Consider the following 13,602-nt stretch of genomic DNA (forward strand, 5'->3'; position numbering starts at 1 on the left):
ACGACAATGCGTTCCCGGGAACAGGCAGCCCTCGTCGTTCTCGCCGTCGGCTTGCTCGCGGCGCTGCCCTTGCTGCTGTCGTCTTACCTGCTGTTCCAGGTGAGCCTTGCCCTCACCTTCGCAATGGCGATCCTCGGCCTCAATCTGCTCCTGGGCTATGGTGGCCAGGTGTGCATCGCACAGGGCGCGTTCTTTGCCTGCGGGGCATACACGACAGCCATCCTTGCCTCGACCTACGACATCAATCCGCTGCTCACCCTGCCCGCCGCGGCGCTGCTGACCAGTCTGGTCGGCGTGGCCATCGGCCTGCCGGCGCTGAGATTGCCTGGCCTTCAGCTGGCCGTCGTCACCTTCGGTATCGCCGCAGTCGTTCCACAACTGCTGTTGAAACTCGACTGGCTGACCGGCGGCGTCGCCGGCATCGGCATCGACCCGCTGGAGAAGCCTGTCTGGTTTTTTGGCAGCGAGGAGACATGGCTCTACTACCTATGCGCGGCCGGCGCCTGCCTTTGCGCGGCGGTCATGGCCAGGCTGGTCCATGGCGACAGCGGCCGCGCGTTGCGAGCGCTGCGCGACAATGCCAGCATCGCCGCCTCGCTCGGCATCGACCTGATCAAGACCCGCCTCACGGTGTTTGCCATCAGTTCGGCCTTTGCCGGCCTCGGCGGCGGCTTCTATGCCATTCTCAACGCCTATGTGAGCCCGCAGGCATTTCTGGCCACCCGCTCGATCGACATTCTGGTCGGCTCCATCCTTGGCGGTGTTTCGAGCGTGATCGGCGCCTTCATCGGCGCGGTCTTCGTCCTGTTCGTCCCCGACTGGGCGTCCGAGATCAACCCGGCACTGGGCGGGCTGATCTACGGTCTCTGCCTGATCGGCATGATCCTCATTGCGCGCGACGGGCTGGTGGGGCTCGTTGCGCGGACTGTCCGGCGACTTCTCACCGCACTTTCCAACAAAGAAACGCAACCGTTGCCGGTGCAACGCCCGGCGCAAGGAGGAGAACATTCATGACCATGCCAACACCATACCGCAGACTGCTGATGTCAGCCGCGCTTGCCGCCGGCTTGTCGGGATCGGCGGCCTGGGCCGAGGATGCAGCTCCCGGCATCACGGACACGTCGATCAAGATCGGCGTCAGCGGCGCCCTGACCGGCCCCGTCGCAGCGCTCGGCGCGGTCGACGAGGGTATCCGGACAAAGGTCGAAGCCGTCAACGCGGCTGGCGGCGTCAAGATGGGAGACGGAAAAACCCGCAAGATCGAACTCGTCATCGATGATGATGCCCTCGACCCGCAGCGCACGCTGACCAACGTGCGCAAGATGGTTGAAAGCGACCAGGTGTTCGCCCTGCTCGGTATCGCCGGCACCCCGAACAATGAAGCCATCGGACGCTATGTCGACAAGCACGGCGTGCCGAACCTGTTCATGTATTCGGGCATCCATGAGCTGAAGAGCGGCAAGAAGTGGATCATTGGCCTGGCGCCGTCCTTTACTACGGAAGCCGCCGTGTTCGCTGGTTATCTGAAGGCAACCAAGCCGGATGCGAAGGTTGGCCTGCTTTTCCTGAACACGGAAACCGGACTGACATTTCAGGCTGGACTGAAGGCCGAGCTTGAGAGCTCGACCGTGCAGCTCGTATCTGAACAGCCAGTCACCGCCACCGACCCGACGATCGACACCCAGCTGTCCAATCTGAAGGCCTCGGGCGCCGACACGCTGGTCGTCATCGCGCCGCCAAAACAGGGCGCGCAGGCCGTCAAATTTGCGGCCGAAAGCGGCTGGCATCCCGTGACAATGCTCTCCTACATAGCCTCGTCGGTGTATGCCCTCATGCCTGCCGGCCTGGACAACGCAAAGGGCGTGCTCACCAGCCAGTACATCAAGCCGATCGATCTTCCGGCCTACGCGGGCGACGCCGGCGTGAAGCGATATGTCGCCGACCATGACGCGGTGAAGCCGCGGTTTGAAACAGGTGACGCGCTGGGACAGATGGGCTACCTCACCGGCGAGGCTCTTGTGAAAGTGCTGGAGGTGATGAAGGAACCGTCGCGCGGCGCGATGATGGAAGCAGCGCGCCAACTGTCAAATGTGGAGCTTGATCTGCTGTTGCCCGGCATCACGCTGACCACGAAAGGGGCAGACGACATTTATCCCATCGAATCGCTGCAGCTGTTCCAGTTCGACGGGGCTAAGTACCAGCCGGTCGGCAACGTATTGTCTTACGAGGGAAAGACGCCGAAGAGCTGACCCGGATGCCCGTACAATCCAAACAACTAAGCCCGCGGTTGCTCAGCCATCGCGGGCTTGGTGGCCATGAGTTGGCTCCATCTTTTGACCGGGCGATTGAGCGAACGAGAGGCGATCACGCCGCATGTCGATGCGGTGTTGAAGGGGCTCGATGCGGACAAGGCATATCGCCGCCGCGTGAAGCAGAAACCAGCCAGAGGAACGTGATAAATGGCGTCAGTCGGATATACCTATGAAGTGTCTCTCAACCTCCTGCGCGACCGGGACGGACTACCGCCGCGCGAGCCCGCGGAACTAAGCTTCCTGCATGTGAACCATGACGACGTCATCGCCATCGTCGAACGGATCCGGGGCAGTTCCGGTCTTGGACCCGATCCCGCAGCGGCGGTAGCGGTGGGGTTGAAGCTGCTCAGCGAAGTGATGGTCCGGGAAAAGACCAATGCGCTGTTCGACCCGCTTCGGGGCGCGATGCGCGAGTTCATCATCAAGCTAAAGAATCTGCCCGCGCCGGGCGCGTAAAAAAACCAGGCGGGCATGACCGCGCTTGGCAGGACGCGAACGCGCAACGGCTTTGGCGCGCCCGCGCATCTCCAGTTCGCGCAGCTCGAATTTGGAAAAATTTGAGCCGGGAGCGCCGCCGCTCCGAAATCACAGGCTGCGCCCCATTTCGATCGGCTCTTCACACGCGAGTGCGAGGGCAGGTGCCAAAGAACTCGTCACCGACCGCGCATATCAGGCGTTTTCTCCGCAAGCTGAAGCTATGGTCGAGACCGGTCGACTTGATCGACGGAAGCTGCGCTACAGCTTCCGTGAAATAAGATGATAGTGACGCCCGTTATACATGTGCAGCGTTTCATGCGCAGCCCTTGCTTCCTCGCGCACCGGTGAGGCCATGGCTTCATCGATCGCCTCGAGAGAGGGATAGTCGATTTCCAGAACAAAGAAGATGCTTCGGGCATGTTCGTCGCGACGGACCGGACGAAAAGTGCGTATTTCCTCGGCATGAGGTAGCTGTCGCCAGATCGGCAACAGGCGCTGCTCGATCTCTTTGAAAAAAGTATCTTGGAACCCCGAATGGATTAGGCCTTCTAGGAAGGGGAACCTTCACTCTGCTGCAGCAGCGAAGCCGGAAGTGGCAGTTCAATGAGTGTGGGGAAAGGCGGTAGCGCTCTTCCGAATCGAATCCCGACACTTACAATGTCGGAGACGGCGATCCCAATACATCACCAGAAACTTCGAGGGGCGAGTGACGCCAACCGCCCTGTTTGCAGGTCGCAACCGCAATCTGCCGCTCAACTCAATTACCTCTCTTCCTTCTGTGACCACGGTGGTCTAGGCGAGGATCAGCCCGATTTCTGAAATCTGGGTGCCAGGCTTCCCAGGTGGGCACAGGCTCAGGTTTTACTGGCGCGGGTTATTTCCGCGCCCGGCATTGCGGGCGAGTACGTGAGAGGCGTTGACGAGGCCAACGCAACTTGGCCAAAGCATCCGCTCGTCCAGTGTCCTGAATTGCGGCTCCCAGATCGCGGTTGCAGCTTGCAACTCGGGGTCGGTCACGGCGTGTTTTCGTTTGAATTCGGCGACGCCCTCTCAATGGCCGCATTTCTGTTGACTTCGCTCCAGCTCCAGATGGCAAATTATGCCACTTTTGACCCATCTCGGTCGGCAACTTCGCGCCATGAGCCGACCTTGGATACCGTGATCCTCGACGATTTGTCTCACCTCGATAGCGGACGAGATCATTGTTGATTGCCGCGAGCCCGGATTACGACCGCGAAGCGGTCAAAAATCCAAATCCATATCGTGATGATGATGCTCGTGACCGGGAAGCTCCGGCGGCGGCGGGCCAGGCACTTCGGCCACCATGGCCTCCGTCATGATGAGGAGGCCTGCCACCGAGGCTGCGCCCTGGAGCGCCGTTCGCACCACCTTGACCGGGTCGATGATGCCCTTTGACACCAGATCCCCGTACACGCCCGATTGGGCATCGTAGCCATAGGCGTTGTCGTCGTTTTCGAGGATCCCGGCGATGACGACCGAGCCTTCCAGGCCGGCATTGATCGCGATTTGCCGAGCCGGCCAGGTGATCGCCTTCCTGACGATCGCGATGCCGACCTGCTGGTCCTCGTTGCTGCCCTTGAGCTTCTTGAGCGCCCTGCCGGCGCGCAGCAAGGCGACCCCACCGCCGGGGAGAATGCCCTCTGCAACCGCGGCTCTTGTCGCGTTCATCGCGTCATCGATGCGATCCTTCTTCTCCCTGACCTCGACTTCGGTTGCACCGCCGACCCGGATAACGGCGACGCCACCGGCGAGCCTGGCCAGCCGCTCCTGGAGCTTCTCGCGGTCGAAATCGGAGGTGGTTTCCGCAAGCTCGAGCTTGATCTCGGCGATGCGGGCCTCGATTCTTTCCCGCTCGCCGGCGCCGCCGACGATCGTGGTGTTTGCCTTGTCGATCATCACCTTCTTGGTCCGCCCGAGCATATCGAGGGAAGCATGTTCGAGCTTGATGCCCAAATCCTCCGAGATCACCGTTCCGCCGGTCATCAGCGCGAGATCCTGCAGCATCGCCTTGCGGCGGTTTCCGTAGGCCGGCGCCTTCACGGCTGCAACCTTGAGAGCGCCGCGCAACTTGTTGACCACCAGCGCCGCAATCACCTCACTCTCGACATCCTCGGCGATGATGAGCAGCGGCTTGCCGGCCTGCACCACCTTCTCCAGCAGCGGCAGTATTTCGTTCAGACTGGACAGTTTCTTCTCGCTGATGAGGACATAGGGATCCTGCATCTCGACCCGCATCTTTGCACGATTGGTGATGAAATGGGGCGAGATATAGCCGCGGTCGAACTGCATGCCCTCGACGAATTCGAGTTCGGTTTCGAGCGACGTCCCGTCCTCGACAGTGATCACGCCGTCATTGCCGACCCTCTTCATGGCGTCGGCGAGGCAGCGGCCGATCTCCCTGTCGCCGTTGGCCGAGATGGTGCCGACTTGCGCAATCTCGACGTTCGAGGTGACCTTCGTGGCGTTGTTTTTGAGTTCCGCGACGACGGCTTCGACCGCGAGATCGATGCCGCGCTTCAGGTCCATGGGATTCATGCCGGCGGCCACCGCCTTGGCGCCCTCCCGGGCGATCGCATGCGCGAGCACGACGGCGGTGGTCGTGCCGTCGCCGGCCTGATAGGAGGTTTTTGTTGCTATCTCGCGCACCATCTGGGCGCCCATGTTCTCGAACTTGTTGTCGAGTTCGATTTCCCTGGCGACGGTCACGCCGTCCTTTGTGACCCGCGGCGCGCCGTGCTCCCTGCCGATCGCGACGTTGCGTCCCCGCGGGCCAAGCGTGACGCTCACCGCATTCGCCAGGGTGTCAATGCCGCGCAGCATACTGTCGCGAGCCTCGAACGAAAACATGATCTCCTTGGCAGCCATTTCCTTGATCCTTAAGACCTAATCTTCGGGGAACGGCGAAGCTTCATTCGGCCGCTCAGGCGAGATTGTCCCGTGGCAGCCCGAGCCGATTCCAGACATCGAACAAAGCTGCCGCGAGCCGATCAATCATGATGTCCTCATGACAGGGTGTCGGCGTGATGCGCAGCCGCTCAGTTCCCTTCGCCACGGTCGGATAATTGATCGGCTGGATATAGATGCCGTGCTCGCTCAGCAGAAGGTCGCTCGCCGCTTTGCACTTCGCCGGATCGCCGACCGCCACGGGAACGATGTGGGTGTCGCTCAGCATGAGCGGCAGCGCCGTCGCACCCAGCACCGCCTTAACCCGTCGGGCGCGATCCTGCTGGCGCTTGCGCTCCTCCTCAGAGGTTTTCAGATGCCGGATCGCCGCCGTGGCGGCGGCGCAGATAGCCGGTGGCAACGCGGTGGTGAAGATGAAACCTGGAGCATAGGAACGGATCGCGTCGATCAGCACAGCGCTTCCCGTGATATAGCCGCCGAGGCAGCCGAAGGCCTTGGCGAGTGTGCCTTCGATCACGTCTATCCGGTTCATGGCGCCGTCGCGCGCGGCGATGCCGGCGCCGCGAGGGCCGTACATGCCCACGGCATGGACCTCGTCGAGATAGGTCATTGCGCCGTAACGATCGGCGATATCGCAGATGCGATTGATTGGCGCGACATCGCCGCCCATCGAATAGAGACTTTCGAAGACGATGAGTTTTGGACGATCCGGACCCGCCGTCTTCAACAATTCCTCAAGATGATCGACGTCGTTGTGGCGGAAGATGCATTTCTCCGTGCCGGACTGGCGGATGCCCTCGATCATCGAATTGTGGTTGAGGGCATCGGACAGGATCAGACAATCGGGGACCAGCTTGGCGATGGTCGAGATGCCGGTCTGGTTCGAAACATAGCCGGACGTGAAGACCAGCGCCGCCTCCTTGCCGTGGAGGTCAGCAAGCTCGCCCTCGAGTTCGACCAGCGGATGATTGGTGCCAGCGATGTTGCGCGTTCCGCCGGCCCCGGTCCCCATCCGGGTCGCCGCTTCGATCATGGCTGCGACGACCCTCGGGTGTTGTCCCATCCCGAGATAGTCGTTGGAGCACCAGATGACGACGTCCTTCGGTCCTTGCGGGGAGTGCCACACGGCGTGGGGGAATCGGCCTGCGATCCGCTCGAGGTCCACGAAGACCCGGTAGCGCCGCTCCTCCTGCAGCCGCGCGATGGCGTCGGCAAAGAACCCGTCATAACTCGTGACGCCGGCCTCCCGGGACTGCCATCGGCTATCGCTCATGCTCCCCCCAATTTCCGGTCGCCGCAGATCTCGATCTCTCCCATCGCGCCGACCTTTGGTTACACCTCACAATTTGCCTTATCTGCAACTCTAGCTAAGGCTTCCTTCATTCATCGGGCTGCGCCATGATTTTGCGCAGCGTGTCGGCAATGAGACTGGCCGGCGTGTCGAAGTCCAGGCCTCGGACGAATTTGGCCTGAGGATCCATAATATAGATGTAAGTACTATGGTCGACGACGTAGTCTTCGGCGCCCGCTTCAGTTTTGTGGCGCGCGCTATAGGCGCCATATCCCTGGGCAACCGCGGCGATCTGTTGCGGACTGCCGGTGAGTCCCACGATCCTTGGATCGATCGCCCCGGTGTATTTCCCCATCACTTCAGGCGTGTCGCGTTCAGGATCGACGGTGATAAAGATCGGTTGCAGTTTTGCGGCGTCGGGGCCGAGTTCCTCAATCGCCACGGCGATTTCGGACAGTGTCGCCGGACAGATGTCGGGACAAGAGGTATAGCCGAAGAAAACCAGCAGCCATTTGCCGCGATAAGTCTCATCGGTGACCGTCGTTCCGTCCGGCGCCGTGAGCGTGAATGAGCCACCGACCGTCACAGGCGTGTCAGCCCGCGCCAGCAGGGGGCAGATCGACAGGGCCGCTGCGAACATGATGGAGAAGAGGGTATGCGGACCGTAGGCCCTGGGGCGGAGGAGTCCATGCCGTCGCTTCATTAAGTACCTCCGGCACCTCGAGAATGACGTTCCAGGTTCCCGAGTACGACGTTTCGGTCGTAGCAACTTCGGCTGGCCGCACTATCTTATCTTATTTTGTTGCTGACTGACTAGGCTAGGCGTGGTAGCTTCCTCCGCCAAATAGTCCCTCATAGGTGGCCCCTCGCGAAGGAGGCGGCTTCGATGAAGATTGTTGAGCTGATCAGCGGGCTAGCGGCGATCACTTTCGTTGCGACGATGTCGGCGCCTGCGCAAGCTTACGAAGAAGGTCCGGTCACGGGAGGCGGAACGATCGAGGGTACGATCGTCTACCGCGGCGACGTGCCGACAACAAAGATCATCCCCACCAAGGATGTCGAGGTGTGCGGCCAGCCCCGCGAGGAGCCGCTGATCGAGGTCGGCAGCGATCAGGCCGTGCTGAACGCGGCGGTGTACCTGGTCGACGTGGCGAAGGGAAAGGCCTGGGCGGAGCCCGGCAAGCCGCCTGAGCTTAACAACCTCAAATGCCGCTTTGAGCCCGCGGTTCAGATGATACCGGCCGGTTCGCTGGAGGTCGTCAACAGCGACCCAATGCTCCACAACACCCACGGCTATTATGGCAAGCGCACCGCCTTCAACCTGGCGCTGCCCAATAAGGGCCAGCGCATACCCGTCGAACTGAAGCGTGCCGGCACGGTCCGCATCGATTGCGACGCGCATGGCTGGATGGAAGGCTGGGTCTATGTGGTGGACAATCCCTACTACGCGATCACCGGCGCCGATGGCAAGTTCAGCATCCCCGATGTACCGCCCGGCAACTACAAGCTCGTGGCGATCCACCCCTTCACCGGACCAGTCGAGCAGCCTGTAACAGTAGAGGAGAATAAGCCCACCAATCTGACGATTGAACTGAAAAAATAAGAAAATGGGCGACCCACTGACCCAACAGGGTCGCGTTCCTATGAAAAGACCGACGCTTTAAGAAACGGTCTGCACTGAGGAGGAACCCTGATGTCTGACGAGCTTGACCGCATTCGGCGCGAAATGCATGCGGTGCTGCAGCAGCCCGGCGTACGCCCCGACGACTCGCTGCAAATCACCCGTCGCACCTTCATTCACAGATCGCTGCTGTTCGGCGCCGCTTCCGTCGGCCAGACCTTCGCGTGGTGGCCGTTGCTCAACACTATCGACGTCGCTCACGCCGCCGAAGCGCCCTTCAAGTTTGCCTGGATTTCGGACACCCATCTCTACCAGAAATCCCTCAACACGCGCTTCGTCGACAAGGTGGTGCGCGCCGTGCAAGAGGTCCAGGCCATGGATCCGCCGGCCGACTTCCTGATCTTCGGCGGCGACCTGGCCCAGCTCGGAAAGATCGAGGAACTCGAGCTTGGCGTCGATCTCCTCAAGGATCTGACGATCAAGAAGTACTACATCCCGGGCGAGCACGACTGGTATCTGGATATGGGCAAGAAGTGGGGCGAGTTGTTCGGCCAGCCCAACTGGACCTTCGACCACAAGGGCGTGCGCTTCATCGGGCTCGATACGGTCAGCCGGGGACCGGACTACTGGACAGTGAAGAAGATGACACCAGAGGAGCGCATGGGCCATATGGCGACCCTCGACGGCACGGTTGCCGGCGCGTGGGCCGGCGTTGGCCGCGACCAGCTCGACTGGATGCAGAAGACACTCGCCGACTGGGATAAGTCCAAACCGATCGTCATCTTCAGCCATAATCCGCTCTACGAGTACTACCCGCCCTGGAACTTCTGGGTGCGCGACTGGCGCGAAGTGAATGAGGTGCTGAAGCCTTATACCAAGGTCACCAACATCCACGGTCACGTCCACCAGGTGCTCTACAACGAGATCGGCAGCATGCGCTCGATCGGCATGCTGGCGACCTCCTGGCCGTGGCCCTATGCCCCGGAAGGCGTGCCCAAGCTGACCAAGCTTATGATCCGGGCCGACCCCGGCGATCACTTCGATGGGGTCGGTTGGGAAACCGTGAACGTGAACGCCGAAGACAAGGTCGACGTCGAGTACATCATGTGGGGCCGCAAGGAGGTGTTCGTTCAGTCAGACCCGGATTCCTCGCTTAGTCAGCCCGAGAAGTTGCGACCGCGAATGGCCGACAATATGTGGCCATACTAAGGGAGGGCCATACTAAGGGAGGAATGGCTATGACAATCAGCGCGACAGTTCTCGGCACGTTGTGCCGTCCGTCCTTCATCGTAGCGATTGCGGCGGTCGCCGTCTTCGTCGGCCCGACCAGCGCCCACAAGGCACCGCACACACCGGAGCAGTTGAAACTATACGAAGAGGTGCTCATGGAAGAGGTCAGGAAGGGCGACCTCTTGTTCCATGGCGATGCGGCGACCGCCAAACAGATGAACGTCGTCCTCTCCAACACGGGAATGGCCTGCGCAATGTGCCATCCCATGGCCTCGGACACCCACCCGCAGTCCTACCCGAAGTTCCAGGTAGAAACGAGCAAATTCGCGACGCTGCGCGACATGATCAACTGGTGCATCGAGAAGCCCAATCAGGGCGAAAAGATCGAGATCGATTCGGAGGCGATGAAGGCCTTGGAAGCATACATCACCTGGTCGAACTCCGGCTCGGTGTTGGTCCCCGGCAAGCATTAGTTCTTTTCGGCTTGGAGCGGGCTGCATAGCGAAGATTTGCGCGGGAAGATATCTGAAATCGGCCGCCGGCATCGGGTGGTTCTCGATGCCGGCAAAGTTTGGAGTTGAGTCCTGAAGATGCGCGCGGTTCGAGTGCGCGTGATGGGAGAGGCGCGCCGTGGCAGAGACATTGCGTGGCAGATTCGCCGGCATCGACCTTGATGAGCTGGTCAACTGGCCGGTTGTGCGAACTTGGCTTTATTGGGGCATGTTCTGGCTCCTGGTCGCACCTTCGGTCGGCGTGGCGCTATCGGGCCTTTTCAATTATCCCGATTATCTAGGCACCACCCTGGAATTGACTTTCGGCAGGTTGCGGCCGGTCCACGTCAACGGCGTCATCTTTGGCGCCTTTTCCTCCCTCTTCATCGGCGAATGCTACTACTTGGTGCCGCGCCTCTGCGGTGTGCGGGTGCCCTGGCCGCAATGGGGCGTACCGCTGGCCTGGCTGTGGAATGTCTCCGTGGCGGCGGCGCTCATCTCGTTGCCGTTCGGCGAAAACCATGGCCTCGAAGCGGGCGAGTTCCCGCTGTTCGCGAAAATCCCGATCTTCCTCGTTGTCGCCGCGGCGACCGCACAGTTCCTGATCACCATCGCCCGACGTCTCGAGCCACCACTCTATGTCGCACTCTGGTATTTGATCGGGGCTTTCGTCTGGACGACGATGAATCTCGTACTGGGCATCATCCTGCCCTACACGATTTCTGGCATAAACAGCGCGGCCTTCCACGGCCTCTACCTCCACTACATCGTCGGATTGTGGATCACGCCGGCGGGTTACGTGCTGATCTACAACTTCTTGCCGCTCAGCGTGGGCAATCCGATCTATGGCCACAAGCTCTCGCTTGTCGGCTTCTGGTCCCTCGCCCTGTTCTACCCCTTTGTCGGCATCCATCATTATCTTTACAGCCCGATCGCAGATTGGGCCGAGACGATCGCGATCGTCACTTCCATGCTGTTGATCATTCCGGTTTGGACGGTGCTGGTGAACTTCTTCGGCACGGTGATGGGCCGCTGGGACGCCTTCGGCAAGAATCTCCCGGCGAAATTCCTCATCATGGGCTCGCTGATGTATCTGGTCGGGTGCTTTCAGGGCTCGACGGAAGCCTTGCGTTCGATCCAGCAGCCGACCCATTTCACCGATTTCGTCATCTCGCACTCGCACCTCACTGTGTTCGGGACGTTCGTGGTCTGGGCAATGGGCGGCCTGGTCTATGTCTGGCCGCGGGCCTGTGGGCGCGAGCTTTGGTCGTTCACGATGGGCAATTGGGCATTCTGGTTGATTACCGTCGGTATCTCCACCATGGGCTTGGTGCTGACCGCCGCTGGGCTGCAGCAAGGCTTCCAGTGGATGGCCGGCACCGAGTGGCTCGACACGGTGATCTCGATGCGGCCCTATTGGCTGGTGCGGACTGTTGCTGGCGTCAGCATGGATATCGGGATGACGCTTCTCGTCATCAATATGATGATGACGGCGCTGACCCGGCCCGCCGAAGCGGCGGAAGGTGCGGTATTCGGCGCGGCCCCGGTTCCGGCTGGTGGGGCGGGGCGATGAGTGCGCGATTCGTTACCCTGGTGGCCGGCATCTTTTGCTTCTTCGCCGCCCTCATCACCCAAGGCTTCCTACCATTTTTCGAACCCTCGGCGCGAACCAACCGGGTGACCGCCGTGGTCCGCACCGATTTCGGCCAGCTCAAATGGATGATGACCCAGGCCACCGATTACACGCCGCTGCAAAAGCTCGGTCGCGACGTGTATCTGCGCGAAGGTTGCTGGTATTGTCATTCCCAATACGTGCGCCCAGTAACCGGCGAGACGCGCCGCTGGGGTCCGGTGACTGAGTCAGGCGAATTCGCGTACGACGTGCCGCATCTGTTCGGCACGCGGCGCATCGGACCCGATCTGATGCGGGTCGGACTTAAGTTCAGCGACGAGTGGCATCTTGCCCATTTCTGGAATCCGCGCATGCTCTCCCCGGATTCGATCATGGCGCCGTATCGGGGGCTCTTCGACACGCCCGAGCAGCCGGTCAAGATCGTCGATGACGGAGCCGGCAATCGTACGCTGGAAAGGACGCCGGTTTCCGAGGGGCTGTTCGACTTCGCTAGCAAGGAGCAGATCAAGCTCACGCCCAATGCCGACGGGCTGCTGTTCGTGCCCATGCAGGCGCGCGGCAAGGCCCCAGTCATTGTGATACCGAACGAGGAGTACAAAGGCGACGCGGTCAAGATCGCCGCCGAGACGAAAGACCTGGAAGGCCTGATCGCTTATATCCAGAAGCTCGGCATGGACCGCGGCAAATGGCGCGATCTTTTTGAACCACAGCAGCTTGAAGTCACGGAAGTCACATTCCCGCGTTCGAGCGAATGGATCGCCCATGGCCGGGAGGTCTATGAGCGGCGATGCCTCGGTTGCCACGGCGTGAATGGAGACGGCAATGGGCCTGCTGCGACCTTCCTTTACAAGCAGCGCCCGCGAAGCTTCGCGGCTGCTGTGTTCAAGTTCCGGCTGACCAAGGAGCCGCTGCCGACCGACGGTGACCTCTTGCGCACGATCACCCGTGGGGTACGCGGCACGGCGATGCCCGCCTGGTATGAACTGCCTCTCACGGATCGGCTCGCCGTCATCCAGTACATTAAATACGAACTGGCAGTGGACCGCTCCGATCCGGCGGAGCCTTATGCATTCTTCATCGAGGAGCCACCTGGCCCTCCGCTCTACATCGGAAAGCCGCCCACCGTTTCCCAGGCAATCCTCGAGCGCGGCAAGGAAGTGTGGAAGATCGCGAAATGCTGGGAGTGCCATGGTCAAGGCGGAAAGGGCGATGGGCAGAAGGCTGCCGGGCTGAAGGACGATCTCGGTTTCTCCATCTTGCCTGCGGACCTCACCAGCGGCCAGTTCAAGTCAGGCTCGGCGGTAGAGGATATCTTCCGGACCATGACGACCGGGTTGAGCGGCACGCCTATGCCCTCCTATCGGGACTCGTTGCCCGAGGAGGACCGCTGGGCGCTCTCGTACTACGTCCTCGCACTTTCTGCCTATAAGGACCCGCTTGCGGGCGCACCGCTGGCGATCGCCGATAAGGATCGCGCGGCGCTCAACGAGCTCACTCTGGAGGCGGGTTCTCCGGACAAGGCCTATGTTCCGGGCGGGGTGCCGGCGCAGAACACTTCTGAACTCGGCGAAGGTAACGGCGGATCGGTGACCGAGAAACAAAATGCTGCCGAAGGAGGCTGA

General features: G+C 61.1%; 13 protein-coding genes. 9 read left to right on the forward strand and 4 right to left on the reverse strand.

The window, feature by feature from the left end; all coding sequences use genetic code 11:
- The first annotated feature begins 6 nt into the window (after positions 1 to 6).
- The 4 genes from IHQ72_RS31750 (at position 7) to IHQ72_RS31765 (ending at position 2,768) form a co-directional block, all read left to right on the forward strand.
- The gene (locus IHQ72_RS31750) at positions 7 to 1,014 is read left to right on the forward strand and encodes a branched-chain amino acid ABC transporter permease (protein WP_258119629.1); all 1,008 of its coding nucleotides are present in this window, start codon (positions 7 to 9) and stop codon (positions 1,012 to 1,014) included.
- Positions 1,011 to 2,249 carry an ABC transporter substrate-binding protein gene (locus tag IHQ72_RS31755; protein ID WP_258119630.1) on the forward strand — a complete coding sequence of 413 codons (1,239 nt, stop codon included), beginning with the start codon at positions 1,011 to 1,013 and terminating at the stop codon, positions 2,247 to 2,249. Before IHQ72_RS31750 ends, IHQ72_RS31755 begins: the two co-directional genes overlap by 4 nt.
- 66 nt (positions 2,250 to 2,315) lie before the next feature.
- The gene (locus tag IHQ72_RS31760) at positions 2,316 to 2,456 is read left to right on the forward strand and encodes a hypothetical protein (RefSeq protein ID WP_258119631.1); all 141 of its coding nucleotides are present in this window, start codon (positions 2,316 to 2,318) and stop codon (positions 2,454 to 2,456) included.
- Positions 2,457 to 2,459: 3 nt separating this feature from the next.
- Positions 2,460 to 2,768 (forward strand): DUF3861 domain-containing protein, encoded by a 309-nt coding sequence (locus tag IHQ72_RS31765; RefSeq protein ID WP_258119632.1) that lies wholly within the window; start codon positions 2,460 to 2,462, stop codon positions 2,766 to 2,768.
- 279 nt (positions 2,769 to 3,047) lie between these two features.
- Here IHQ72_RS31765 and IHQ72_RS31770 read toward each other — a convergent pair whose 3' ends face one another.
- From IHQ72_RS31770 to IHQ72_RS31785, 4 genes are all read right to left on the reverse strand, one after another.
- Complete coding sequence (locus IHQ72_RS31770; protein ID WP_258119634.1) at positions 3,048 to 3,278, reverse strand: hypothetical protein; 231 nt, start codon at positions 3,276 to 3,278, stop codon at positions 3,048 to 3,050.
- Between the two features lie 753 nt (positions 3,279 to 4,031).
- On the reverse strand, positions 4,032 to 5,675 hold the full coding sequence (gene groL / locus IHQ72_RS31775) for a chaperonin GroEL (RefSeq protein ID WP_258119635.1): 1,644 nt from the start codon (positions 5,673 to 5,675) through the stop codon (positions 4,032 to 4,034).
- 55 nt (positions 5,676 to 5,730) lie between these two features.
- Positions 5,731 to 6,987 carry a 5-aminolevulinate synthase gene (gene hemA, locus IHQ72_RS31780; protein WP_258119636.1) on the reverse strand — a complete coding sequence of 419 codons (1,257 nt, stop codon included), beginning with the start codon at positions 6,985 to 6,987 and terminating at the stop codon, positions 5,731 to 5,733.
- Between the two features lie 106 nt (positions 6,988 to 7,093).
- Positions 7,094 to 7,708: an SCO family protein gene (locus IHQ72_RS31785; RefSeq protein WP_258119637.1), complete on the reverse strand. Its 615-nt coding sequence runs from the start codon at positions 7,706 to 7,708 to the stop codon at positions 7,094 to 7,096.
- A gap of 183 nt (positions 7,709 to 7,891) precedes the next feature.
- On the opposite strand from IHQ72_RS31785, the gene IHQ72_RS31790 reads away from it, so the two are divergent.
- The 5 genes from IHQ72_RS31790 to IHQ72_RS31810 all read left to right on the forward strand — a co-directional run bounded on the left by IHQ72_RS31790 (position 7,892) and on the right by IHQ72_RS31810 (position 13,602).
- Positions 7,892 to 8,608, forward strand: a complete 717-nt coding sequence (locus tag IHQ72_RS31790; RefSeq protein ID WP_258119638.1) for a carboxypeptidase regulatory-like domain-containing protein — start codon at positions 7,892 to 7,894, stop codon at positions 8,606 to 8,608.
- Positions 8,609 to 8,698: 90 nt separating this feature from the next.
- On the forward strand, positions 8,699 to 9,835 hold the full coding sequence (locus IHQ72_RS31795; RefSeq protein ID WP_258119639.1) for a metallophosphoesterase family protein: 1,137 nt from the start codon (positions 8,699 to 8,701) through the stop codon (positions 9,833 to 9,835).
- Between the two features lie 29 nt (positions 9,836 to 9,864).
- Positions 9,865 to 10,329, forward strand: a complete 465-nt coding sequence (locus tag IHQ72_RS31800; RefSeq protein ID WP_258119642.1) for a c-type cytochrome — start codon at positions 9,865 to 9,867, stop codon at positions 10,327 to 10,329.
- A gap of 157 nt (positions 10,330 to 10,486) precedes the next feature.
- On the forward strand, positions 10,487 to 11,920 hold the full coding sequence (locus IHQ72_RS31805) for a cbb3-type cytochrome c oxidase subunit I (protein ID WP_258119643.1): 1,434 nt from the start codon (positions 10,487 to 10,489) through the stop codon (positions 11,918 to 11,920).
- A 20-nt stretch (positions 11,921 to 11,940) separates the two neighbouring features.
- Positions 11,941 to 13,602, forward strand: a complete 1,662-nt coding sequence (locus IHQ72_RS31810) for a cbb3-type cytochrome c oxidase subunit II (protein WP_258119645.1) — start codon at positions 11,941 to 11,943, stop codon at positions 13,600 to 13,602.

This window comes from Mesorhizobium onobrychidis (assembly GCF_024707545.1).
Taxonomy (GTDB): domain Bacteria; phylum Pseudomonadota; class Alphaproteobacteria; order Rhizobiales; family Rhizobiaceae; genus Mesorhizobium; species Mesorhizobium onobrychidis.